Annotated in this window: 22 protein-coding genes and 1 riboswitch; of the genes, 12 read left to right on the top strand and 10 right to left on the bottom strand. The window is 69.1% G+C overall.

Annotated features, from left to right (window positions below):
• Positions 1-168 precede the first annotated feature (168 nt).
• The 5 genes from AC3WRN_RS12660 (at position 169) to AC3WRN_RS12640 (ending at position 3,853) form a co-directional block, all read left to right on the top strand.
• Positions 169-378, top strand: coding sequence for a cold-shock protein (locus tag AC3WRN_RS12660; protein ID WP_068096862.1), 210 nt, complete (start codon positions 169-171; stop codon positions 376-378).
• Between the two features lie 85 nt (positions 379-463).
• Complete coding sequence (locus AC3WRN_RS12655) at positions 464-1,390, top strand: alpha/beta hydrolase family protein (protein ID WP_492623232.1); 927 nt, start codon at positions 464-466, stop codon at positions 1,388-1,390.
• A gap of 56 nt (positions 1,391-1,446) precedes the next feature.
• Positions 1,447-2,505: an NADH:flavin oxidoreductase/NADH oxidase gene (locus AC3WRN_RS12650; RefSeq protein ID WP_492623231.1), complete on the top strand. Its 1,059-nt coding sequence runs from the start codon at positions 1,447-1,449 to the stop codon at positions 2,503-2,505.
• Between the two features lie 18 nt (positions 2,506-2,523).
• Entirely contained in the window at positions 2,524-3,399 is an 876-nt protein-coding gene (locus AC3WRN_RS12645; protein ID WP_492623230.1) for a pirin family protein, read from the top strand.
• 151 nt (positions 3,400-3,550) lie between these two features.
• Positions 3,551-3,853, top strand: a complete 303-nt coding sequence (locus AC3WRN_RS12640; RefSeq protein WP_492623229.1) for an Mpo1-like protein — start codon at positions 3,551-3,553, stop codon at positions 3,851-3,853.
• Positions 3,854-3,910: 57 nt separating this feature from the next.
• Here AC3WRN_RS12640 and AC3WRN_RS12635 read toward each other — a convergent pair whose 3' ends face one another.
• Entirely contained in the window at positions 3,911-4,300 is a 390-nt protein-coding gene (locus tag AC3WRN_RS12635; protein WP_068096848.1) for a cytochrome c, read from the bottom strand.
• A 104-nt stretch (positions 4,301-4,404) separates the two neighbouring features.
• On the opposite strand from AC3WRN_RS12635, the gene AC3WRN_RS12630 reads away from it, so the two are divergent.
• Positions 4,405-5,235, top strand: a complete 831-nt coding sequence (locus AC3WRN_RS12630; RefSeq protein ID WP_492623228.1) for a tRNA threonylcarbamoyladenosine dehydratase — start codon at positions 4,405-4,407, stop codon at positions 5,233-5,235.
• A 98-nt stretch (positions 5,236-5,333) separates the two neighbouring features.
• Here the strand turns inward: AC3WRN_RS12630 and phbB are convergent, their stop codons facing one another.
• Both phbB and gluQRS read right to left on the bottom strand, forming a co-directional pair.
• Complete coding sequence (gene phbB / locus AC3WRN_RS12625) at positions 5,334-6,074, bottom strand: acetoacetyl-CoA reductase (RefSeq protein WP_492623227.1); 741 nt, start codon at positions 6,072-6,074, stop codon at positions 5,334-5,336.
• A gap of 111 nt (positions 6,075-6,185) precedes the next feature.
• Positions 6,186-7,052, bottom strand: coding sequence for a tRNA glutamyl-Q(34) synthetase GluQRS (gluQRS, locus tag AC3WRN_RS12620; RefSeq protein ID WP_492623226.1), 867 nt, complete (start codon positions 7,050-7,052; stop codon positions 6,186-6,188).
• A 126-nt stretch (positions 7,053-7,178) separates the two neighbouring features.
• Between gluQRS and htpX the strand changes: the two genes are divergently transcribed.
• Positions 7,179-8,072: a protease HtpX gene (gene htpX / locus AC3WRN_RS12615; RefSeq protein ID WP_068096839.1), complete on the top strand. Its 894-nt coding sequence runs from the start codon at positions 7,179-7,181 to the stop codon at positions 8,070-8,072.
• Positions 8,073-8,260: 188 nt separating this feature from the next.
• Positions 8,261-10,129 (top strand): molecular chaperone HtpG, encoded by a 1,869-nt coding sequence (gene htpG, locus AC3WRN_RS12610; RefSeq protein ID WP_492623225.1) that lies wholly within the window; start codon positions 8,261-8,263, stop codon positions 10,127-10,129.
• 131 nt (positions 10,130-10,260) lie between these two features.
• On the opposite strand, the gene AC3WRN_RS12605 is transcribed toward htpG, so the two are convergent.
• The 5 genes from AC3WRN_RS12605 to AC3WRN_RS12585 all read right to left on the bottom strand — a co-directional run bounded on the left by AC3WRN_RS12605 (position 10,261) and on the right by AC3WRN_RS12585 (position 16,085).
• Complete coding sequence (locus AC3WRN_RS12605) at positions 10,261-10,833, bottom strand: hypothetical protein (protein WP_492623224.1); 573 nt, start codon at positions 10,831-10,833, stop codon at positions 10,261-10,263.
• A 422-nt stretch (positions 10,834-11,255) separates the two neighbouring features.
• On the bottom strand, positions 11,256-11,879 hold the full coding sequence (locus AC3WRN_RS12600) for a DUF4124 domain-containing protein (RefSeq protein ID WP_492623223.1): 624 nt from the start codon (positions 11,877-11,879) through the stop codon (positions 11,256-11,258).
• Positions 11,880-11,979: 100 nt separating this feature from the next.
• Positions 11,980-12,549 (bottom strand): nicotinamide riboside transporter PnuC, encoded by a 570-nt coding sequence (gene pnuC, locus AC3WRN_RS12595; protein ID WP_492623222.1) that lies wholly within the window; start codon positions 12,547-12,549, stop codon positions 11,980-11,982.
• A 1-nt stretch (position 12,550) separates the two neighbouring features.
• Positions 12,551-14,743, bottom strand: coding sequence for a TonB-dependent siderophore receptor (locus AC3WRN_RS12590; RefSeq protein WP_492623221.1), 2,193 nt, complete (start codon positions 14,741-14,743; stop codon positions 12,551-12,553).
• 54 nt (positions 14,744-14,797) lie between these two features.
• Positions 14,798-14,893: riboswitch (TPP riboswitch) on the bottom strand.
• A 55-nt stretch (positions 14,894-14,948) separates the two neighbouring features.
• Entirely contained in the window at positions 14,949-16,085 is a 1,137-nt protein-coding gene (locus tag AC3WRN_RS12585; protein WP_492623220.1) for a phosphotransferase enzyme family protein, read from the bottom strand.
• Positions 16,086-16,210: 125 nt separating this feature from the next.
• Here AC3WRN_RS12585 and AC3WRN_RS12580 point away from each other — a divergent pair, with 125 nt between their 5' ends.
• The 4 genes from AC3WRN_RS12580 to AC3WRN_RS12565 all read left to right on the top strand — a co-directional run bounded on the left by AC3WRN_RS12580 (position 16,211) and on the right by AC3WRN_RS12565 (position 18,962).
• Positions 16,211-17,104: an AEC family transporter gene (locus tag AC3WRN_RS12580; protein ID WP_492623266.1), complete on the top strand. Its 894-nt coding sequence runs from the start codon at positions 16,211-16,213 to the stop codon at positions 17,102-17,104.
• Between the two features lie 74 nt (positions 17,105-17,178).
• A complete protein-coding gene (locus AC3WRN_RS12575; RefSeq protein WP_492623219.1) occupies positions 17,179-17,766 on the top strand; it encodes a response regulator in 588 nt (195 codons plus the stop codon).
• 36 nt (positions 17,767-17,802) lie between these two features.
• On the top strand, positions 17,803-18,201 hold the full coding sequence (locus AC3WRN_RS12570; protein WP_492623218.1) for an RNA-binding S4 domain-containing protein: 399 nt from the start codon (positions 17,803-17,805) through the stop codon (positions 18,199-18,201).
• Between the two features lie 98 nt (positions 18,202-18,299).
• On the top strand, positions 18,300-18,962 hold the full coding sequence (locus AC3WRN_RS12565) for a response regulator (RefSeq protein ID WP_068096795.1): 663 nt from the start codon (positions 18,300-18,302) through the stop codon (positions 18,960-18,962).
• A 9-nt stretch (positions 18,963-18,971) separates the two neighbouring features.
• On the opposite strand, the gene AC3WRN_RS12560 is transcribed toward AC3WRN_RS12565, so the two are convergent.
• Together AC3WRN_RS12560 and mutS are read right to left on the bottom strand one after the other, a co-directional pair.
• Positions 18,972-20,414 (bottom strand): catalase, encoded by a 1,443-nt coding sequence (locus tag AC3WRN_RS12560; protein ID WP_492623217.1) that lies wholly within the window; start codon positions 20,412-20,414, stop codon positions 18,972-18,974.
• Between the two features lie 187 nt (positions 20,415-20,601).
• Positions 20,602-23,310: a DNA mismatch repair protein MutS gene (gene mutS, locus AC3WRN_RS12555; RefSeq protein ID WP_492623216.1), complete on the bottom strand. Its 2,709-nt coding sequence runs from the start codon at positions 23,308-23,310 to the stop codon at positions 20,602-20,604.
• Positions 23,311-23,651: the final 341 nt, after the last annotated feature.

The raw sequence follows: 23,651 nt of genomic DNA, 5'->3' as shown, positions 1-23,651 counted from the left end.
TGCGGCCAGAAAATCCGTTATGCTTGAACCGCTGCGTCTGCTTGGCTACGTGCGTGCCCGGTAGGGATTTCCTGAATCCGACTGTTGCACCGGACCCTGCATGCTCAGTAAACCGTCGGCCCGTAGGGGCCGGTTTGTCTCAGCGTCTGGATAGGATCGGAGTGAGTCATGTCGGATCGTGAAGTAGGTACCGTCAAGTGGTTCAACGACGCCAAGGGTTTCGGTTTCATCAGCCGCGATAACGGCCCTGACGTTTTCGTGCATTTCCGCGCCATCACCGGCACGGGTTTCAAGAGCCTCCAGGAAGGTCAGAAGGTGAGCTTCAAGGTCGTCGACGGCCAGAAGGGCCTGCAGGCCGAGGACGTCACCCCCGTCTGATCGCGGTGGCGGAATTCCTTTGAGGGGCCGGCGCAAGCCGGCCTCTTTTTTTGTCGCCGCCGCGGCAATTCGCTAGCCTGTGGGGATGAGCGACCACCCTTCCGGCCAGACCCCCATACCTGCCGCGGCGACCGAACCGCTGGTGATCCCGGTGACGACGGCCGATGGCGCCCGCTTCGAACTGCTCGCGATCCTTCCGGGCGGCGACTGGCGACAGCTGCTGTACTGGGTGCCGGCCATGGGCATCCCGGCCCGGCACTACCTGCCGCTGGCCGGCGCGCTGGCGGCGCTGGGCATCGCGGTGGTGGTGCACGAGTGGCGCGGCATCGGTTCCAGCGACCGGCGCGCCGGCCGCAGCTGCAACTGGGGGTATCGCGAGCTGTTGCAGGACGATCTGCCCGCGGGCCTGGCCGCGGTGCGCACGCGCTGGCCGCGGGCCGGGTGCTGGCTGGGCGGGCACAGCCTGGGCGGGCAACTGGCCACGCTCCATGCCAGCCTGCATCCGCAAGCGTTCGCCGGCCTGTTGCTGGTGGCCAGCGGGTCACCCTACTGGCGCCGCTTCCGGCATGGTTGGCTGATCGGCGCGGCGTACGCGCTGGCACCGTTGCTGGCCGGCCTGGTCGGCTACCTGCCCGGGCGCCAGATCGGCTTCGGCGGCAACGAGGCGCGCGGCGTGATCGCGGACTGGGCGCGCAGCGGGCGCACCGGACGTTATGCCGCGGACGGGATGGCGCAGGATTTCGAGCGGCGGCTGGCCGCCTTGCAACTGCCCTTGCTGGCACTGCGCCTGCAGGACGACTGGCTGGCGCCGACGGCCTCGCTGGCCTGGCTGCTGGGCAAGCTGGGGCCGGCCGAACGCGTGGTGGAGGCGGTCACGCCGCAGGACCTGGGCGGCCTGCCCGCCGACCATTTCGGCTGGATGAAGGCGCCGGCAGCGCTCGCCGCGCGCATGGCCCGCTGGATGGAGGCCCATGTCCCGCCGGTCGCCGTACGCGACGATACGGCAGCTTGATTCCGGCGGAGGCCGTCTGCATGTCGTCGGGCTCCCCTCCTGATCCGGATGTCCCGATGAAACTGTTCGAACCGTTCGCCCAGCGCAGCCTGACCCTGCGCAATCGCCTGGTGGTGTCGCCGATGTGCGAGTACTCGGCCACCGACGGCCTGCCGAACGACTGGCACATGGTGCACCTGGGCAGCCGCGCGGTGGGCGGCGCAGGGGCGGTGGTCGCCGAGGCCACGGCGGTCTCCGCGCAGGGCCGCATCTCGCCGCAGGACACCGGCCTGTGGAACCAGGCCCAGGTGGAGGCATGGCAGCCGATCACCCGCTTCATCAGGGCGCATGGCGCGATCGCCGGCGTGCAGCTGGCGCATGCCGGGCGCAAGGCCAGCACGCTGCGGCCGTGGGAGGGCCACGGTCCGGTGCCGGCCGGGGAGGGCGACTGGCCCATCGTGGCGCCGTCGGCGCTGCCGTTCGACAGCGGCTGGCAGGTGCCGCAGGCGCTGGACGAGGCCGGCATCCAGGCGGTGATCGCGGATTTCCGCGCCGCCGCGCAACGTTCCTTGGCGGCCGGCTTCGAACTGGTCGAGGTGCATGCGGCGCATGGCTACCTGCTGCACCAGTTCCTGTCGCCGCTGAGCAACCGGCGCGACGACCGTTACGGCGGCAGCTTCGAGAACCGCACCCGGCTGGTGCGCGAGGTGGTTGCCGCCGTGCGCGAGGTGTGGCCGGCCGAGTTGCCGCTGTGGCTGCGCATCTCCGCCACCGACTGGGCCGATGGCGGCTGGACGGCGGCGGAGAGCGTGGAGCTGGCACGGCAGGTGCAGCCGCTGGGCGTGGACCTGATCGACGTCTCCAGCGGCGGCCTGGTGCCGCACGCGAAGATCCCGCTGGGGCCGGGCTACCAAGTGCCGTTCGCGGCGCAGCTGCGGCGCGAGGCCGGTGTCGCCACCGGCGCGGTAGGCCTGATCACCGGCGCCGAGCAGGCCGCGCAGATCGTCGCCACCGACGCCGCCGACGTGGTGCTGATCGCCCGCGAGAGCCTGCGCGACCCATACTTCCCGCGCCGCGCCGCGCAGCTGCTGGGTGCGAAGATCGACGCCCCGGTGCAATATCAGCGGGCCTGGTGAATCGTCGAGGAGAACGTGATGGAAGCCGTGCCGACCCTGGTCGAAGGTACCCGCCTGCATGATCTCGGCGATGGCTTCATGGTGCGGCGCATGCTGCCGGTGCTGCTGGCGCGGCACGTCGGCCCGTTCGTGTTCTACGACCACATGGGGCCGGCCACCTTCGCCGCCGGCAACGGCATGGACGTGCGGCCGCATCCGCACATCGGCCTGGCCACGGTGACCTGGCTGTTCGACGGCGTGATCCGCCACCGCGACAGCATCGGCAACCTGGCCGACATCCGCTCCGGCGAGGTGAACTGGATGACCGCCGGCCGCGGCATCGCCCATTCCGAGCGCACGCCGCCGGAGGCGCGCCAGGGCGGCCAGCTGCTGCACGGCATCCAGGTCTGGGTGGCGCTGCCGCAGGCCGACGCCGAGGTGGCGCCGGAGTTCCACCATCACGGCCGCGAGGCGCTGCCGAAGATCCGCCGGCCCGGCGTCGAGGCGGTGCTGATCGCGGGCACGGCCTACGGCGAGCGTTCGCCGGTGAAGGTGTTCGCGCCGATGTTCTTCCTCGAAGTGCGGCTGGCCGCCGGCGCCGAACTGGCGCTGCCGCCGGAGCACGCCGAGCGCGGCGTGCACGTGGTCGAGGGCGCGGTCCGCTGGGGCGAGCTGGAGGTCGGCGCGCAACAGATGGCGGTGCAGGCCGGCCCGGCCGCACCGCCGCTGCGCGCGCGCGAGGCCAGCCGCCTGATGCTGTTCGGCGGCGCGCCGCTGGATGGCGAACGGCACCTGTGGTGGAACTTCGTGGCCAGCACGCGCGAGCGCATCGAGCAGGCCAAGGCCGACTGGCGCGAAGGCCGCTTTCCGAAAGTGCCCGGTGACGACAAGGAATTCATCCCGTTGCCGGACTAGCCGGCGCGGATTGTCTTGCTTCGTAGGGCGGGCACTGCCCGCCGCTCTTGCGCTTCATCAACATGCAAAACCCGGCGGGCAGTGCCCGCCCTACAGAGCGCGCGGCATGTCTGCGTGGCAGAATCGGACCATCCCCTCGCAGAGCAGGAACATGTCCAGCTACAGCAGCTTTGCCGAGTTCTATCCGTTCTACCTCAGCGAGCACGGCAACCGCGACTGCCGCCGGATGCATTTCATCGGCAGCACGCTGGTGATCGCGGTGGTCGTGCTGGCCCTGGCGAGCGGCCAGCTACGCTGGTTGTGGCTGGCGCCGGTGGCCGGCTACGGATTCGCCTGGATCGGCCACTTCGGCTTCGAGAAGAACCGCCCGGCCACCTTCAAGCACCCGCTGTACAGCCTGATGGGCGACTGGGTGATGTACGGCCAGATGCTGCGCGGCAAGATCCGCTTCTGACGGATTTTCTCCCTCCCCTGCTGGCAGGGGAGGGCCGGGGTGGGGGTGCTCTTCGCCTCAGCGGTACTGCTGGTGGCAGCTCTTGCAGGTCTCGCCGACCGGCTTGATCGCGGCGGCCAGCGCCTCGCAGCTCGCCGGCGCGGCCTGCACGGCCTGGTGCAGGTGTTCCTGCAGCTTGGCGGCATCGTCGGTGAAGGTCTTTTCGTCGATGCCGAACACCGGCGTGATGTCGCTGGCGGTGGACTCCAGGCGGGCCAGGTGGTGCTTTACCTTCACCGGGTCGCACTGCTTCGCCTTGATCGCATTCTTCAGTTCGCCCACGTGGTAGCCCATCGTCTCCATCACGGCCTTCGGCATCGGGTTGCGCGCGGCCAGCGCGTTCATCACGTTGGCCGTGCCGATCACGCCGATCACCAGGCCGAGCAGGATCATCAGGGCTACGCGCATCGGTACGTTTCCACGGGTGGGGAGGTCCGCAGGATAACCCGCACTGGCGCACGGCATCCACGCAGGCACGATAAAATGGCGCATTCGTACCGCAGGATCCGCCAGTGACCCCCACAGACACGACTACGCACCCGCTCGACGGCGCCACAAACGGGACGACCTTCCCGGCCGAGCGCTTCGCCGGCGTCGAGCGCCTGTACGGCACCGGCAGCGTGGCCACGCTGGCGCGCACGCACGTCTGCGTGGTCGGCATCGGCGGCGTGGGTTCGTGGGCGGTCGAGGCACTGGCGCGCAGCGGCGTGGGCCGGCTCACCCTGATCGATGCCGACGAGGTCTGCGTGTCCAACACCAACCGCCAGCTGCACGCGCTGGACGGCGAGTATGGCAAGTCCAAGGTGGGCGTGATGGCGGCGCGTGCGCACGCGATCAACCCGACGATCCGGCTGGAGGCGGTCGAGCGCTTCCTCACCCCGTCCACGCTGGACGAACTGCTCGATCGCGGCTACGACGTGGTGCTGGATGCCTGCGACGCGTTCCGCGTGAAGCTGGAAACCATCGCCTGGTGCCGCCGGCGCAAGCTGCCGATCGTCAGCGTGGGCTCGGCCGGCGGACGCACCGACCCCACCCAGATCCGCGTGCGCGACCTTTCGCGCACCGAGCACGACGCGATGTTCAGCCTGATTCGCAAGAAGCTCCGCGCCGACTTCAACTTCCCGCGCAACCCGGCCCGCTACTTCGGCGTGTCCGCGGTCTACTCGCTGCAGAACGTGCAGTACCCGCAGCCCGACGGCACCGTCTGCGGCACCCGCCCGCCCGGCGGCGACGCGCTGAACCTGGCCTGCGGCGGTGGCCTCGGCGCCGCCACCCATGTCACCGGCGCGTTCGCGTTCGCGGCGGTAGGGAAGGTGCTGGAGAAACTGCTGGCTTCCCCGTAGGAGCCCGCTTGCGGGCGATGCTCTTGCTGTGAACCTCTTTCGGGTCCTGGAACCAGAGCATCGCCCGCAAGCGGGCTCCTACATGGTTGGAGTGGTGCTCACCACCCCATGTAATGCCCGCCATTGATCGCCAGGTTGGCGCCGGTGATCCAGCTGGCCTGGTCGCCGGTGAAGAACGCCACCGCATGGGCGATCTCGTCCGGGCGGCCGAGGCGGCCCACCGGGATCTGCGCCACGATCTTCTCGCGCACTTCCTCGGGCACCGCCATCACCATGTCGGTGCCCACGTAGCCGGGCGAGACGGTGTTGACGGTGATGCCAAATTTCGCGTTCTCCTGCGCCAGCGAGATGGTGAAGCCGTGCATGCCGGCCTTCGCCGCGGCGTAGTTGGCCTGGCCGTACTGGCCTTTCTGGCCGTTGATCGAGCTGATCTGCACGATGCGGCCCCACTTGCGGTGGCGCATGCCCTCGATCACCGGGCGGGTGACGTTGAAGCAGGCGTTGAGGTTGGTGTTGATCACGTCCGTCCACTGCTGGTAGCTCATCTTGTGGAAGGTGGTATCGCGGGTGATGCCGGCGTTGTTGACCAGGATGTCGACCGGGCCGCACTTCGCCTCGATCGCCTGGATCATCGCCTCGCAGGCGGTGGGGTCGGAGACGTCGCCGGATACCATGCATACCTCGATGCCTTCCGCGGCCATCGCCTTGTGCCAGGCTTCGGCCTTGCCCGGGTCACGGTAATTGGTGGCAACCCGATGCCCCTGCCCGGCGAGGTAGCGAATGATCGCGCTGCCGATGCCGCCGGTGCCGCCTGTGACCAATGCCGTACGCTGCGTCATGTCCTTGAAACTCCTGTGCAGGTGAAGCGGAGGGCTGCCGCACCGGATCGCGGCGAGGGCATGTTTCAGCCGTTGCCACGGGACGCCGGTGCGCTCTGCATTTATAGCGTTTCAGGCGAAAGAGTGACCGCTGCAATGCGGCAAATACGCCGGGTCGAAGTTCGCCAGCGCCTGCGCCAGCAGGTCGCTGGCATCCACGGCCATGGCCGGCGCCGGTACCCGCAGGAATGCCAGCGCCCGCCGCAACGCCGGCAACGGATCGGCCGGGTCGACCGGAAACGCCTGCCCGGACTTCGACAGCTTGCGTCCCTCGCCGTCCAGCACCAGCGGCAGGTGGCGATAAGCCGGCGTGGCCAGCCCGAGGCAGCGCTGCAGCAAGATCTGCCGCGCGGTGGAGTCGAGCAGGTCGAGACCGCGCACCACCTCGGTGATGCCCTGGTGCGCGTCGTCCACCACGCAGGCGAGCTGGTAGGAGTAGAAACCCTCGACCCGGCGGATCACGAAGTCGCCCACCTCGTCGCGCAGGTTCTGTCGTTGCGGACCCTGCAGTGCGTCATCGAATTCGATCACGAGATCCGGTGCGAGCAGGCGCCAGGCTGATGCCTGGCCGGGCTGCGGCGCAGCGACGCAGCGGCCGTCGCGATGGATGCCGCCGGCGCCGGCCAGCTCGCTGCGGCTGCACCAGCAGGGGAACACCTGGCCGGCCTCGCACAACCGTTCGAACGCGGCGTCGTAGGCGGCGAGGCGCCGCGACTGGAACAGCGACGGCGCATCGGCGACCAGCCCGAACGCCGGCAAGGCGGCAAGGATGCCGGCGGCCGAGCCGGGAACCTCGCGCGGCGGGTCGATGTCTTCCATCCGCAACAGCCATTCGCCGCCGGCGTGCCGTGCGCACAGCCAACTGCCCACCGCGGCGACCAGCGAGCCGAAGTGCAGCTGTCCGGTGGGCGAGGGGGCGAAGCGGCCGCGGTAGCTCATCGGCGCATTCTAGGGTAGCGGGGCGTGACCGGTCGCTGCCGGCAACCCTTGAAAGCCACCACTTGCGCCCCGAATCTTGAGCTGCGGTTTTCCCGTTTCCTTCATGACTGCCAAAGAGAGACAGCCATGCGTCGCATCGCATTGTTCATCGGTACCAACCTTGCCGTCCTGCTCCTGCTGAGCATCGTCTGCCACCTGTTCGGCATCGACCAGATGGCCGCCGCCCGCGGCTACGGCGGCATGGGCGGCCTGCTGGCCTATGCGGCCGTGTTCGGCATGGGCGGCGCGTTCATTTCGCTGGCGATGTCCAAGACGATCGCCAAGTGGTCCACCGGCGCGCGGGTGATCGAGCAGCCGCAGGACGAGACCGAGCGCTGGCTGGTCGACACCGTGCGCCGCCATGCGCAGAACGCCGGCATCGGCATGCCCGAGGTGGCGATCTACGACGCGCCGGAGATGAATGCGTTCGCCACAGGCATGACGAAGAACAGCTCGCTGGTGGCGGTGAGTTCCGGCCTGCTGCAGCAGATGAACCGCGAGCAGGTCGGCGCCGTGCTCGGCCACGAGATCGGCCACGTGGCGAACGGCGACATGGTCACCCTGACCCTGATCCAGGGCGTGCTGAACACGCTGGTGATCCTCGCCGCGCGCATCGTGGGGCGGCTGGTCGACAGCTGGCTGTCCGGTGGCCGCGACGACCGCGAGGGTGGCACCGGCATCGGCTATTTCGTGACGGTGATGGTGCTGCAGCTGGTGTTCGGCCTGTTCGCCTCGATCATCGTGGCCGCGTTCTCGCGCTGGCGCGAGTTCCGCGCCGACGCGGCGGGGGCGCAGTTCGCCGGCCGCGGTGCGATGATCTCGGCGCTGCAGCGGCTGCAGGCCAACCACGGCGAGAATACGCTGCCGACCACGATCGCCGCGTTCGGCATCTCCGGTCCGCTGGCCGAGGGTTTCAAGCGCCTGTTCATGAGCCATCCGCCGCTGGAGGAGCGCATCGCGGCGCTGCAGAACCCCACCTGACCTCCGCTTTGCTCCCTCCCCTGCTAGCAGGGGAGGGCTGGGGAGGGGTTGCTCTTCGCCGCAAGGTCAATCCAGGATCAAGAGCGAACCCCCTCACCTGAAGGACTCCCTTCGGTCGCCAACCTCCCGCTTGCTAGCAGGGAGAGGGGCCATTTCCCATAGTCAGCGCAACAACGGAAACTCCACGCATGAACGCACCCGCCGAAACCCGCAAGTTCGAAGCCGAAGTCGCCCAGGTGCTGCACCTGGTCACCCATTCGCTGTACTCGCACAAGGAGATCTTCCTGCGCGAGCTGATCTCCAACGCTTCCGACGCCTGCGACAAGCTTCGCTTCGAATCGATCGCCAAGCCGGAACTTTCCGCCGGTGACAGCGAGCTGCACATCGACGTCAGCTGGGATCCGGACGCGCGCACCGTCACCGTGCGCGACAACGGCATCGGCATGAGCCGCGACGAGGTGGTGGCCAACATCGGCACCATCGCCAGCTCCGGCACGCGCCGTTTCCTGGAGGCGATGTCGGGCGAACAGAAGGCCGACGCGCGGCTGATCGGCCAGTTCGGCGTGGGCTTCTATTCCGCCTTCGTGGTCGCCGACAAGGTCACCGTGCTGAGCCGCCGCGCCGCCGCGCCGGCAGGCGAGGGCGTGAAGTGGGAAAGCGACGGCAAGGGCGAGTACTCGCTGGAGCCGGTCGAGCTGGCCGGGCGCGGCACCGCCGTGATCCTGCACTTGAAAGCCGACGAGGACGAGTTCCTCAGCCGCTGGCAGCTGCGTGCGCTGATCACCCGCTATTCCGACCACGTGGCGTTCCCGATCCGCATGCCGACCGAGAAGGACGGCAAGCCCACCGACGAGTTCGAGACCATCAACGCCGCCTCGGCGCTGTGGACCAAGCCCAAATCGGAGATTTCCGACGAGGACTACCAGAGCTTCTACAAGTCGCTCGGCCACGACTTCAACGACGCGCTGGCGTGGACGCACAACCGCGTCGAGGGCAGCCAGAGCTTCACCACCCTGCTGTACATCCCCTCGCAGCCGCCGTTCGACCTGATGATGGGCGGCCGCGACGAGCGCAAGGGGCTCAAGCTCTACATCAAGCGCGTCTTCATCATGGACGCCGCCGAGGAGCTGCTGCCGAACTATCTGCGCTTCGTGCGCGGCGTGGTCGACGCCGACGACCTGCCGCTCAACGTCAGCCGCGAGATCCTGCAGCACAACCGCCAGCTCGAGCGGATCAAGGCCGCCTGCGTCAAGCGCGTGCTCGACCTGATCGAGAAGCTGGCCAAGGACGAGCCGGAGAAATTCGCCACCTTCTACAAGGCGTTCGGCAACACGCTCAAGGAAGGCATCAGCGAAGACGCCAACAACCGCGAGCGCATCGCCAAGCTGCTGCGCTTTGCCTCGACCAAGGGTGACGGCACCAACCAGACCACCTCGCTGGACGATTACATCGGCCGCATGGCCGTGGGCCAGGACGCGATCTGGTACATCACCGCCGACAGCTACGCCGCCGCCTTCGGCAGCCCGCAGCTGGAAGCGTTCAAGGCGAAGGACATCGAAGTGCTGCTGATGTCCGACCGCATCGACGAGTGGATGATCGGCTCGCTCAGCGAATACGAAGGCAAGAAACTCAAGAACGTCGCCAAGGGCGAGGTGCCGCTGGACGAAGCCGACAAGAAGAAGCAGGAAGAGGCGACGAAGGAAGCCGGGCCGCTGCTGAAGAAGCTGAAGGACCTGCTCGGCGACCGTGTCGGCGACGTGAAAGTCTCTGCCCGCCTCACCGACTCGCCTTCGTGCCTGGCGCTTTCCGATTACGAGATGGCGCCGCACCTGGCCCGCCTGCTGCGCGAAGCCGGCCAGGCCATGCCCGAGAGCAAGCCCACGCTGGAGGTCAACCCGCAGCACGCGCTGCTCAAGCGCGTCGAGGCGGAAAACGACGAGGCGAAGGCCAGGGACCTGGCCACCCTGCTGCTGGAGCAGGCCGAGATCGCGGCCGGCGCGCCGCTGCCCGACCCGGCGGCCTTCGTGCAGCGGATGAATCGGGTATTGCTGGGATAAGCCGCATCACGCCTTTCGCGACGGCGATCCCGGAAAGAAGAAAAGGCCCGTCGGATCCGACGGGCCTTTTCCTTGCGGGACATCCTGGCGGCGTGACGCGTTCCTCGCCCGCCGGCGACCGCCGGTTCAGGTCACCGGCCATGTCCCGGGTCGCGCGGTGCCGGAGGGCTGGTCACGTTGCTGGTGGCGCTACGAATGGCCGGACCCGGTGCGGACTGGATGTCCCAGGCACGCTGCGGCAGGTACTCCGGCCGATGCCTGTTGAAGCGAAGGTTTTCGATGCGGCGGATGTCGTTCCTGTTCGCGAGCGCCAGCCGGTGGCCGTCCTCATGGACCCAGTACCACGACCCGATGGGCACGGGCTGGCTCGAGACATAGGCGAAGTGGGCGTCGTAGTCGCCCTCCTTGCGCGGGGTGGTCTGCAAGGCGAGGTTGATCACGAGTTGGCTGGCTACGGGGCGATCGTGGTCGAACGCCGGCTTGGCGATCATTTCGCCCAGGTTCCTGGCGAGCAAACGGCTGAATCGCGGGGGGAGTTCATAGGCCGGCGAGACATCGGTGACCTTGCCCCGGGAATCCACGCGCACCAGGACCGGCAGGACCTTGGGCGTGAACGCGTTGAGCGAGCCCGAATCGGCCATGGCGCCGCCGGTGGCGGCCGACAGCATTCCGGAAAGTATCATCAGTACGTGGGACCGCTTCATAAGGCCTCCTTGGCATGGCCAGGTACTCGTTACGGGCATCCTGCACGGTGCCCGTCTTCGGCACACCCGACTTTCCTCCCGCCGCACTGCGCAGTCAATTGGAGATGGGGACGACCCGGAACGTGTCGCCTCTCGGTCATGGGGGCTCAATGCACGTAATGGATGGTTGCCGCCAGGGTGACGCTGCCGGTGATGTGCGGGCCGCCGAACGTCGGGCGGCCTGAGCTCGGCTACGGAGGCGCGAATGTGCACGAGATTCGCGAAGGCGTGCGCCGGCTCGGCCGGTGCATCTGAAACGCGGGCACCCGCCTCGCGCGAGGCGATCCAGGCGAATCGCGATGCTGGGCCGGCGCGAAGTTCTGCCTGGCTTTTCATGCGGCGGCGGGTTCAACGGCTCGGCCGGGTGCGCCGCAGACAGCGCTTCAGCACTGCGTGCGACCACCGGCCAATTGCTTGCACGGGTGGAAGACGGGTTCGTCCGATGACGGCGGGCGATGGTCGCGATCGTCGTCGTGATCCCGGTCGCGGTGGCGGTTCCGGTACGGCGGGGGGCCCCAGTAGACGGGTGGGGCGTTGTAGACCGGCTGGCTCAGCTGGTTCTGGTAATCCGCGTTCTGCTGGCGCAATGCCTCGTTCTCGGCATGCAGCCGGTCGCGCTCGGCCGCCTGGTCGGCCAGCGCCTGCTGCCGGGCTTCCTCGGCGCGCTGCTGCGCCGCGTAGGCATCGTCGGCTTCACGCTGGGCCTTTTCGTCCATCGCCTGCTGGCGCGCGTCGACGCGCTGCTGGTAGAGCGCGTCGAGGTGGCGTGAATCCGCATAGCGCTTCGCCAGCTCGTCCTGGCCCAGGCGCAGGTAGCGGTCGATGACTTCGGTGTCGTCGGCCTGGTGCAGCAGCTCGCCGCTGCCGTTCGGGCACGGGTGGTCGGTATAGGCGACCTGGCCGCCCTGGGTGCACTTGTAGATGTTCTGCGCGCCGGCCGGCCCCGCCGCGGCCAGCAGCAGGACGACGACGTACAGGAGCTGCATTCCACCCGGCGGGATATTCATCCTGGCGTCCATCCGGCATTGACGTTGCGTGCAGCCGTAGTGTCGTCGCAGCGGCGTTACGATTCGCTGAACATGCCGGGACCGGGCTTCCGCGCCGGCGTCAGGCGCAGGCGGGTGCCTTGCCGGCGCGCTGCCACGCGCGCAGCCCGATCGCCGCCAGCACGATGAAGCCGGCGTACAGCGCCGCGGTAATCAGCAGCGACTTGTAGGCGTACTCGCCGATGTAGATCGCATCCACCACGATCCACAGCCACCAGGCGGCGACGTGCCGGCGCGCCTGCCACCACTGCGCGACCAGGCTGAAGGCGGTGAGCGCGGCATCCAGCCAGGGCAGGGCGGCGTTGGTGCGGTAGTGCATGAATGCGCCCAGCGCCAGCGCGCCGAGCACGCCCAGCGCGATGTGCGCCATGGCCTGCCGGCGCGGCAGCGCGGCCACCTGCACGCGGCCGTCGTCGCCCAGGTGCTGCAGCCAGCGCGCCCAGCCGTAGCCGATCAGCATCGCGAACGCCAGCTGCAGCAGCGCGTCGGAATACAGCTTCGCCCCGGTGAACACCCACGCGTAAACCAGCACCGACACCAGGCCCACCGGCCAGCACCATGGCCGCCGGCGTGCGGTGAGCCACACGCCCCAGGCGCTCAGCAGCGCGGCGACGAGTTCGATCCAGCCCATGTCAGAACGCGAAGGTCGCGGAAAGCCGCGCCAGTCGCGGCGCGCCCGGGAACAGGTAGCTGTCGCCGCCGGAGCTGCCGGTGTCGCGCCAGTAGAAGTGGTTGAACACGTTGTCGACGTTGAGCCGCACGGTCAGCGCGTGGTCGTTCCACCGGGTGGTGTAGCGCAGGCCGGCATCGAACACGTGGTACGCCGGCACGCGCGTCATGCCGTCCGGCGTGGCGACGTTCGGGCTGGCGTAGCGCCAGCCGCCGAGCAGGCCGATGTCGGCCGCGAACGGCAGGCGATAATCCACGTACAGGGCCGTGCGCAGGCGCGGTACGTTGACCACCTGGTGGCCCTCGTAGGCGGCCGTGCCGGTACCCTGTGCGCGGGCCCGGATCAGGTTGACGCTGGCGGTGAGGCGCAGCGCGTCGCTCAGCTGGCCGGCGGCGTTGAGTTCCAGCCCGGCATGCGCCTCGTTGCCCTGCTGGACGAAGGTGAAGCCCGCGGCGCTGCCGTCCGGCCGCGCGAACTGGTATGGCTGGCGGATGCGGTACAGCGCGGCCGAAAGGCCGAGTGCGTCGCTCCAGGCGTACTTCACGCCGGCCTCGGTCTGGCGTGCCAGCAGCGGGGCCAGCGTGGTGCCGCCGTTGGAGGTCCAGTACGGCGCCGGGTTGCCCAGCGACAGGCTCTCGCTGTAGCTGGCGTAGGCAGTCAGCCGGCTGCTCGGCTGCCACAGCACGGCGGCTTGCGGCAGTGCCTTGCCGAGGCGGGTGTCGCGCTGCGGCGCGCCGGCGTCGTCGTAGGCGCGCTCGTGCAGGCGCACGTAGCGGCCGCCGGCCAGCAGTTGCCAGTGTGCGCCGAGGTGGATGCGGTCGAGCGCGAAGATCGAGTGCTGCCAGCTGGTGAGGCGTCGCGCCGAGGCACCCGGCTGGTTCGGCGACGGCGCGAAGTACGGCGGGTCGACCTGGTCGATGTTGCCGGTGCCCACGTAGTCGTAGACGTAGGGGCGCAGGTCGATGGTGCGGCGGAACGCGCTGGCGCCGAGGCTGACTTCGTGGCCGATGGCGCCGGTGTCGAACGAACCCTTCAGCACCGCGCGGGCCTCGTCGTTGCTGCGGACCTCGTCGGGGCTGCGGTAGTCGTAGATGTCGTAGTCGCCGTTCGGCGCGAAGAACCAGCCCGGGGTGGCGCCGCTGGCGCAATCGGGCGAGTAGAAGCAGCCGTAGGCGAACGCCACGTTGTCGTCGATCATGGCGCGGCTGTGGCCGGCCGAGAGCTGTGCGTGCCAGTCGTTGCCGAGGCGGTAGTCGAAGCGCAGCGTGCTGTTGCTGGCGCCGACGCCGACCGGCTGCTGCCACGGCTGGAAGCCGAGCATGCGGGTGCGGCTGGGGCGGGCGGGCAGGGTGCGGCCGCCGAGCAGCTGGTAGCCGGAGACGGAGCGCTGCGAGCTGGCCTGGTAGTCGCTGTCCAGCTGCAGGGTGGCGTCCGCGCTGATCTTCCAGTCGGCGGCCAGCGACAGCAGGTTGCGCCGGCCGTCGGCGTGGTCGACCCAGGAGTGGATGCCTTCATGCGCCGCGTTCACCCGCACGCCGAACGTGGGCGAGAGCCAGCCGCCGACGTCCACGGCGAGGTAGCGCGAGCCGTGCGAGTCGGTGCCGACGGTGGCGCTGCGTACCTCGGCCGGGCGCTTGCTGACGTAGTTGACCAGCCCGCCCGGCGCCAGCACGCCCGCTTCGAGGCCGCCGAGGCCCTTGAGGATTTCCACCCGCTGCTTGTCTTCCAGTGCGATCGGCTGCTCGCCGGCCAGGCTCATCTCGTTGAGCCGGTAGCCGGTGGCGAGGTCCAGCGCGAAGCCGCGGATGGCGATGTCCTGGTAGTAGCCGACCGGCGCGTAGTTGTCGCCCAGCGCGGCGTCGGCGCGCGCCAGTTCGCTCAGCGTGCGTGGCTGGCGATCGTCGATCTGGTCGCGGGTGATCACGCTGACCGCGGCGGGGGTGTCCTGCAGCGGCGCATTGCCGAAGCTGCCGAAGGTGTCCAGTTGCGAGTTGTCGGCGTGGTAGCCGTGCGCGCTGTCGGCCTCGACGTGGACCGGCGCCAGCGGCGTGGCCTGCGGCCTGGTGGTGTCGTCGGCGGCATGGGCGGAGGCCATGACGGCGAGCAAGGCGAGGATCAGGGGGGAGCGGGCGGGAAAAGTGCGGAGTGCGGCCATCGTCGTCTTCAGGTGATGCGGACGAAGCGACGGCGACCCGGCCGTCGCCTGGACGTGCCGGATCTGCAAGCTCCCTACGCCGGTACGGACCGGATCAGGTTCCAAGGGACTCTCTCAGCCCGGCCATGCCGGGCACCCCCGCTTCAAGAACGCCCATTTAACCACGATTGGGCACGGACCGCCGCGACGCGGGCGCCCTCCCGGCTCAGGCGTGGTCGCGGATCGCCTGCCGCAGGGCCTGCCCCGGCGGCGTGCGGAACCACGCCGGATGGCCGCGCAGGAAGGTGTCGTAGGCGATGTCGGCGTTCGCGGGCGAGCGGGTGACGGCGTGGTAGTACTCGACTTCGGACAGCGCGAAGTCCACGTGCACCAGTGGCAGCAGGTCGGCCAGCAGGTGGAGATCGGCGCTGGAGAGCGGGCGATGCCGGCGGTAGCCGTCGATCAGGGCGCGGGCGATGTCGGGGCGGGCGGCGTCGGCGTCGGCGTCGAGCGCCAGCCAGGCGATCGCGTTGCGCTCGATCGCGGTGGCGAGGTCGAACAGCGCGAAGTTGGCGGCGGCGAGGCCGAAGTCGAGCACGGCGCCGATCCGTGCGTCGTCGCCGTCGTCGCTCCAGCACAGGTTGGAGACGTGCCAGTCGCCGTGCGTCCATAGCGGGGGCTGCCGCGCCAGTCGCGGCTGCGCGGCGGCGTGCCAGGGCGCGAGCAGTTCGGCGAGATCCGCCGGCCAGTCGCGGCCGCGCAGGTAGTCGGCCAGGCCGGGGCGTTGCGGCAGTTGCGCACGCAGCGCGGCGACCGGATCGGCGGCGCGGATCAGCTCGCTGCGCGCGACCAGCAGGTGGGTGTCGCGCTGCGGCGCACGGTAGCCCGTGGCTGCATCGTGCAGGGCGGCCAGCATGCGGCCGGCGGTGAGCGCATGCGCACGGCTCGGCAACGGCTCCCACGAGATCGCCTCGCGGTACAGGTCGATGCCGCCGGCGCGCCCGTGCACCTCGTAGGTCCAGTCGCCGATCGCCACCGCGGTGCGCCCGCGCGCATCGGGCAGCACGGCGGGGATCGGCATGCCGTGCGCGCGCAGGTGCGCGATGAAGCGGTGCTCCTCCTCCAGCGTGGCCACCGATCGCACGTCGCGATGGTGGCGCTTGACGAACAACGTGCCGCGGTCGGTGGCGACCAGGCAGGCGGCCGACAGCGGCCGCGGGCTGTGCCAGTCGATGCGGAGCGGCGTACCCGGCGCCGGATAGCCGCGCAGGAGCGCCGCGACCTCGTCCAGGGCCAGCGGCGGCCAGTCCGGCGGCGTGCTGTCGCCGGCCAGTCCGTGCGCGAGATGGGGAGGGTCGTTCATGGCGGCGGGCTTGCGCGGACGATGGACGAAGGATTATCGCCGATAAGCCCGCGGCGCCGGCTTCCGCGCAGGTGCGGCATCGCGTTTAATGGGCGACTTCCCTGCGATGGCCGCCCATGAGCGCGATGCTGCTGCTGTTCGTCTGCCTGATCCTCGGCACCCTGGTGGCGCGCTTCGCGAAGCCGCCGGCCGGGATCGTGCCGGGCATCAACTGGTGGGTGTTGAACGTGGCGCTGCCGGCGCTGGTGCTGGAACTGATCCCGAAGGTGAAGTTCGACCCGCAGCTGTGGTTCCCGGTGGCGGCGATGTGGCTCACCTTCGGCGGTGCCTGGCTGCTGTTCGGCCTGCTCGGGCCGCGGCTGGGCTGGTCGCGGCAGCGCACCGGCGCGCTGATTCTGGTCTGCGGCCTGGGCAATACGGCGTACATGGGCTATCCGATGGTGCAGGCGCTGCATGGCAAGGCGGGCCTGGCGCTGGCGGTGGTGGCCGACCAGATCGGCACGTTCCCGGTGCTGGCCTCGGCCGGCATCGTGGTGGCCTCGCTCTATTCCGGGCGTACGCCTCGGCTTGGCCCGATCGCGCGCCGCATCGTCACGTTTCCCGCCTTCGTCGCGCTGGTCGCGGGCATCGTGGCAGGCCTGCGCGGCGGCTGGCCGGTCGTGCTGGAGGGCGTGTTCGCGCCGGTCGGCGCCACGCTGACGCCGCTGGCGTTGTTCTCGGTGGGCCTGCAGTTCAAGTTCCATCCGGGCCAGCGCCAGCTCGGCGCGGCGGGCTGGGGCCTGGGCTGGAAGCTGCTGCTGGCGCCGCTGGCGTGCTGGGCGATGGGCAAGGCGGCCGGCGTGGGCGGGCTGGTACTCACCGTCGGCGTGCTGCAGGCGGCGATGGCGCCGATGGTGTCGGCGGCGATCCTGGCCGACGAGTACGAGCTGGAACCGACCCTGGCGAACACCGTGCTGGGCGCCGGCATCGTGCTGTCGCTGCTCACCGTGCCGCTGGGCAACCTGCTGCTCGGGGCGTAGCGCGCGGCTTGCGCCCGACCCGTGCTGCGCCGAGACTAGCGGCCGGAATCCATGGGCTGGGGGAGGCTCATGTCATGGCAGGTTTCGATCTGATCAAGCGCATGTTCGGCGATCATGGCGAGCGCCGCACGGCGCCACGCAGCGGCGGGCCGAAGGAAGCCTGCGTGCTGGTGGTGGACGACTCGCCCACCATCCGCGCCGTGCTCGGCAAGATGCTGGCGCAGAACGGCCACGTGGTGCTGAAGGCCGCCGACGGCGAGAGCGCGCTGGAGATCGCGCGCAGGGATCGCCCCGACCTGATCTTCCTCGACATCGTGATGCCTGGCATGAGCGGCTTCGCCGTGTTGCGCGCGCTGCGCCACGACCCGCTGACCTGCGGCATCCCGATCGTGATGATCAGCGGCAACCTGCAGGCGACCGAGCAGTTCTACGTGCAGCGCTTCGGCGCCGACGATTTCATGAAGAAGCCGTTCGGCCGCAGCGAGGTGTTTGCCCGCATCGAACACCTCACCCGCAGCGGCCGCCTGGTGGTGTGCCAGTGCGCGCCGGAGGAGACGGTTCCGGCGGAACCGGAGCCCAGCGAGGCCGAGCATGCCGCGATCCCGGACATCGCGATGCCGGATCCGCACGACATGGCCGTGCCGCCGGCTGGACAGGACTGAGCCACGCGCAGCCGCGATGGCGCGATAATCCGCGCCATGAGCAAACCGCCAGCGCCGGCAACGACCGACACGCGCGCCGACGTGTGGCTGTGGGCCGCACGCTTCTTCAGGACGCGCAGCCTCGCCAAGCAGGCGATCGACGGCGGCCGCATCGACGTCAACGATGCCGGCTGCAAGCCGGCGAAGACGTTGCGCGTGGGCGACAGGCTGAAGATCGGCCGCGGCGAGGAGCGGCTGGAGGTCGAAGTGCTGGCGCTGTCCGACCGGCGCGGCCCGGCCAGCGCGGCGCAGGCGCTGTACCGCGAGACCGCGGCCAGCCGCGTGGCGCGCGAGGCGGCCCGCGAGCAGCATCGCCTGGTCGGTGCGAGCGGCCCGGTGAAGCGCCCGGACAAGCAGGCGCGGCGCGAATTGCGACGGCTGAAGGACACGCGCTGAGCAGTGCATCGCAGAACGGGGGCCGGATCTGCGGGAATATCCTCGCAAATCCACGGGGTTGGCGCTGCCGCGCCATCCCACCGGCCCGGGAGGCTTGCTTGGACGGACACGCACTGATCAATGGCATCGGCTTCTTCAAGCGCCTGCTCGGCAACCACACGGCCGCCGAGGAGAGTGAGGCGCCACGGGCCGCGCTGGGTGCGCGCATGCTGGTGGTCGACGATTCGCCCACGATCTGCGCCGTGCTCGGCAAGATGCTGCGCCAGGACGGTTACGCCGTACTCAACGCCACCAGCGGCCTGGACGCGATCGGGCTGGCCTGCAGCGAGCAGCCGGCGCTGATCTTCCTCGACATCGTGATGCCGGGCATGAACGGCTTCGCCGTGCTGCGCGCGCTGCGCCACGATCCGCGGACCCGGCACATCCCCATCGTGATGATCAGCGGCAACCCGCAGGCGACCGAGCAGTTCTACGTGCAGCGCTTCGGCGCCGACGATTTCATGCGCAAGCCGTTCGACCGCAACGAGGTGTACCTGCGCATCGGCCAGCTGGTGCAGTCGGGGCGGCTGGCCGCGCGGCTGCCGCTGGCGCCGGTGCCGAGCGAGACGCCGCTCGCGATGCTGGCGGCGGAGGCGCTGTCGCCCGAGGAACTGGCCGACATCCCCGATATCGCGATGCCCGACGCGGAGGCCACGCCGCGCTTGGCCGCCACGGCCGCGATGCCGCAAGCCACCTTGCAGGTGGTTCACGGCATCGGCTGACGCATCGCGTCAGATCGCCAGCCCCAGCGCCCTGGCCACGCCCGCCGCGTAGGCCGGATCGGCCTTGGCGAAGTGGCCGAGCTGGCGGCGCACGATGTCTTCCGGCACGCCCTGCATCGACGCCGCGATATTGTCGAACAGCTGCCGTTGCTGGTGCTCGCTCATCAGCCGGAACAGGTCGCCGGGCTGCTTGTAGTCGTCGTTGCCGACGCGGTGGTCATAACGGTCGGCGTCGCCGGAAATCTTCAGCGGCGGCTCCTTCACCGAGGGGTCTTCGACCGGGCCGCCGAACGAGTTCGGCTCGTAGTTCACGCTGCCGCCGCCGTTGCCGCCGTAACGCATCGACCCGTCGCGCGCGTAGTTGTGCACCGGGCAGCGCGGCTGGTTCACCGGCAGCTGGTCGTGGTTGGCGCCGAGCCGGTAGCGTGCCGCGTCGGCGTAGGAAAACAGGCGGAACTGCAGCACCTTGTCCGGCGAGAAGCCGATGCCGGGCACCACGTTGGCCGGCGAGAAACTGGACTGCTCGACCTGGGCGAAGTAGTTGTCCGGGTTGCGGTTCAACTCCATCACGCCGACCTCGACCAGCGGATAGTCCTTGTGCGGCCATACCTTGGTCAGGTCGAACGGGTTGTACGGGGTTTTCTCCGCGTCGGCTTCGGGCATGATCTGCACGCACAGCGTCCACTGCGGGAAGTCCTTGCGCTCGATCGCCTCGTACAGGTCGCGCTGGTGCGACTCGCGGTCGTTGCCGATCAAGGTCGCCGCCTCGGCATTGGTGAGGTTTTTGATGCCCTGCCGGGTCTTGAAGTGGAACTTCACCCAGTAACGCTCGCCGGCCTCGTTCAAGAAGCTGTAGGTGTGGCTGCCGAAGCCGTGCATGTGGCGCAGTGTGGCCGGGATGCCGCGGTCGCTCATCAGCGTGGTGACCTGGTGCAGCGACTCCGGCGACAGCGACCAGTAATCCCACATGGCGATCGGGTTGCGCATATTGCTGCGCGGATCGCGCTTCTGGGTGTGGATGAAGTCGGGAAACTTGTACGGATCGCGGATGAAGAACACCGGCGTGTTGTTGCCGACCAGGTCCCAGTTGCCTTCTTCCGTGTAGAACTTCAGCGCGAAGCCGCGCACGTCGCGCTCGGCATCCGCCGCGCCGCGCTCGCCGGCGACGGTGGAGAAGCGTGCCAGCATCGGCGTCTGCGTGCCCGGCTTGAACACCTTGGCGCGGGTGTACTTCGTGATGTCGTGGGTGATGGTGAGCGTGCCGAACGCGGCCGAGGCCTTGGCATGCACCACGCGCTCGGGGATGCGCTCGCGGTTGAAGTGCGCGTGTTTTTCGAACAGCGCCACGTCCTGCACCAGCAGCGGGCCGCGCGGGCCGGCGGTGAGGCTGTTCTGGTTGTCGGCCAAGGGGGCGCCGGCGTCGGTGGTCAGCGTCTTGCGGTTCTGGCTCATGTCGGGCTCCTGTGGAGGTGACTCGGGTGTCCGGTCAATCTACGCAGACATGGCGATCAACGGAATTCGAATGTTCCGATGCCGGCGATAGCCTATGGCTATGGCCGGGGCGCCCACGGCAGGCCAATATCGCCAACGAGGCGTGAGCGCAGGGTGGTGGCGGGCGACATAGCCCGCCGGGGCGCGATCAGTCCAGCCGTTTCAGGCGGTACAGCACTTCCAGTGCTTCGCGCGGGGTCAGCGCATCCGGGTCGATCTCTTCCAGCGCCCGCTCGGCGGCGGAAGGCTGCGCCGGGGTGAACAGCCCCAGTTGCGGCGAGGTGTCGGCGGCCGGCGCGTACGCGCCGGCGTGCTGGTGCATGCCGCGCTCGAGTTCGGCCAGGGTGCGCTTCGCGTCGGCGATCACCGACTTCGGCAGGCCGGCCAGCGCGGCCACTTGCAGGCCGAAGCTGCGATTCGCGGGGCCTTCCTTCACCGCGTGCATGAACACCAGTTGCTCGCCCCGCTTCTGGTCGTGGAACTCCACGGCGTCCAGGTGCACGTTGGCGATCGCCGGGAATTCGCCGGCCAGTTCGGTCAGCTCGAAATAGTGGGTGGCGAACAGGGTGTAGGCACGGCTGTGGCGCGCCAGGTGCACGGCGGCGGCGCGGGCCAGCGCGAGGCCGTCGTAGGTGCTGGTGCCGCGGCCGACCTCGTCCATCAGCACCAGGCTGTCCGCGCTGGCGTTGTGCAGGATGTTCGCCGTCTCGCTCATCTCCACCATGAAGGTGGACTGGCCGCGCGAGAGGTCGTCGCCGGCGCCGATGCGGGTGAAGATGCGGTCGATCGGGCCGATCACCGCGCTCGCCGCCGGCACGTAGCTGCCGATGTGCGCGAGCAGCACGATCAGTGCGTTCTGGCGCATGTAGGTGGACTTGCCGCCCATGTTCGGGCCGGTGATCACCAGCATGCGGCGGGTGTCGTCGAGCTTCAGGTCGTTCGGCTCGAACGGCTCGTCGCGAACCTTCTCGACCACCGGATGGCGGCCGCGCTCGATTGCGATGCCGGGCTCGTCGGTGAGCTGCGGCGCGCTCCAGTCCAGCGCCTCGGCGCGCTCGGCCAGGGTGGCCAGCACGTCCAGCTCGGCCATCGCGGCAGCGGCGGTTTTCAGCGGTTCGAGTTTCTCGGTCAGCGTGTCGAGCAGCGCCTCGTACAGCGCGCGCTCGCGCATCAGCGAACGCTCCTTCGCCGACAGCACCTTGTCCTCGAACGCCTTCAGTTCCTCGGTGATGTAGCGCTCGGCGTTCTTCGTGGTCTGCCGGCGCGTGTAGTGCGCGGGTGCCTTGTCCGACTGCGCGCGGGTGATCTCGATGTAGTAGCCGTGCACGCGGTTGTAGCCGACCTTCAGCGTCGTGATGCCGGAGGCGGCCTTCTCGCGCTCTTCCAGTTCGACCAGGTACTGGTCGGCGTGGGTGGACAGCCGGCGCAGTTCGTCGAGTTCCGCGTCGTAGCCGTCGGCGATCACGCCGCCGTCGCGCTGCAGCACCGGCGGCTGTTCGACCACGGCACGGGCGAGCAGGGCCGCCGTATCCGCATGGTCGCCGATGCGTTCGACCAGTGCGTGCAGCAATGGGCCGAGGCTTTCTTGAAGAGTGCGGCCATGGATGGCCGCTTTTTGATTTCCGCGATCAGGGATGATCGCACTGGCAACTCCCGCTTCTTGATTTTCGCGATCAGGGACGAGCGCACGAGTGAGCTCAGGGGCGGCCAGCAGGCCGTCCCTGAGCGTAGACAGGTCGCGCGGGCGCGCCGAGCGCAGTGCCACGCGGGCGAGGATGCGTTCGAGGTCGCCGATGCCGCGCAGCTGTTCGCGCAGACTGTCGTAACGACGGCTGTCGATCAGCGTGCCGATCGCCTGATGGCGCTGGCGCAGCAGTTCGCGCGAGCGCAGCGGCCGGGTCAGCCAGCGGCGCAACAGGCGTGCGCCCATCGGTGTCACGGTTTCGTCGAGCACGCCGAGCAGGGTGTGTTCGGTGCGGCCGCTTGGGTGGGTATCCAGCTCCAGGTTGCGGCGGGTGGCGGCGTCCAGCGCGATCGTCTCGCTGGCGCTTTCCACCGCCATGCCGGTGAGGTGCGGCAGCGCGCTTTTCTGGGTTTCCTCGACATAGCCGAGCAGGCAGCCGGCGGCGGCGACTGCCAGCGGCAGCTTGTCCACGCCGAAGCCGCCCAGGTCGCGGGTGCCGAAGAAGCGGTTCAGCTCGCGCGTGGCGGCGTCGCCGTCGAAATGCCACGGCGGGCGCTTGCGCAGGCCGGGCAGGGCGCTGACCAGCTTCGGCCAGGCCACGTCCTCCGGGATGAGGGTCTCGGCCGGCTGCAGCCGCGCCAGCTCGGCGGCCAGCGCCTCGGCGTTTGGTACCTCGCTGAGCAGGAAGCGGCCGCTGGACAGGTCGACCCAGGCCAGGCCGTAGCCGCCATGCGCCCCGGCGGCGATCGCCAGCAGCAGGTTGTCGCGGCGTTCCTCCAGCAATGCGGCGTCGGTCACCGTGCCCGGCGTGACGACGCGTACCACCTTGCGCTCGACGATGCCCTTGGCCAGCGCCGGGTCGCCCATCTGCTCGCAGATCGCCACCGATTCGCCGAGCCGCACCAGCCGCGCCAGGTAGTTTTCCGCCGCGTGGTACGGCACGCCGGCCATCGGGATCGGCGCGCCGCCGGACTGCCCGCGCTGGGTCAGGGTGATGTCGAGCAGCCGCGCCGCCTTGCGGGCGTCGTCGTAGAACAGCTCGTAGAAATCGCCCATGCGGAAGAACAGCAGCACGTCCGGGTGCGCGGCCTTGGCCGACAGGTACTGGCGCATGCCGGGAGAGTGGGCGGCCAACCAATTAGCATGCGCCTCTTTGTCATTTTTGTCAATCATTTCAAGATTTTGGCTCTTGCTATTTATGTACTGTTTTGGCGGATTTACATGCTAATAGCATGCTGGGGGCCTGAGGGGGTGCGAAATGACGTCCAAGTACCGTCCAAGTCCTCGATTCAAAACCTACTAGACGTCCAAGTTCTTTCTCACGGAAAATCAACGAGATACCTTAAATCAGCCGAATTTTCGGAATCGGCGCTCAATCTGGGGACATTGAACCATGGAAAAGTTGGGCAACAAGGGATGATCCGAGTGGCTGGCTCCGTGCACATCGGATTTCGGTCGACCTGGTGGGGCGCTCACCCTACCTGCCCCACCACGCGGCGCCACCGACCCGTCTA

The organism is Rhodanobacter sp. FW101-FHT13A11, assembly GCF_058790335.1.
This window is presented reverse-complemented; position numbering and strand designations above follow the sequence as displayed.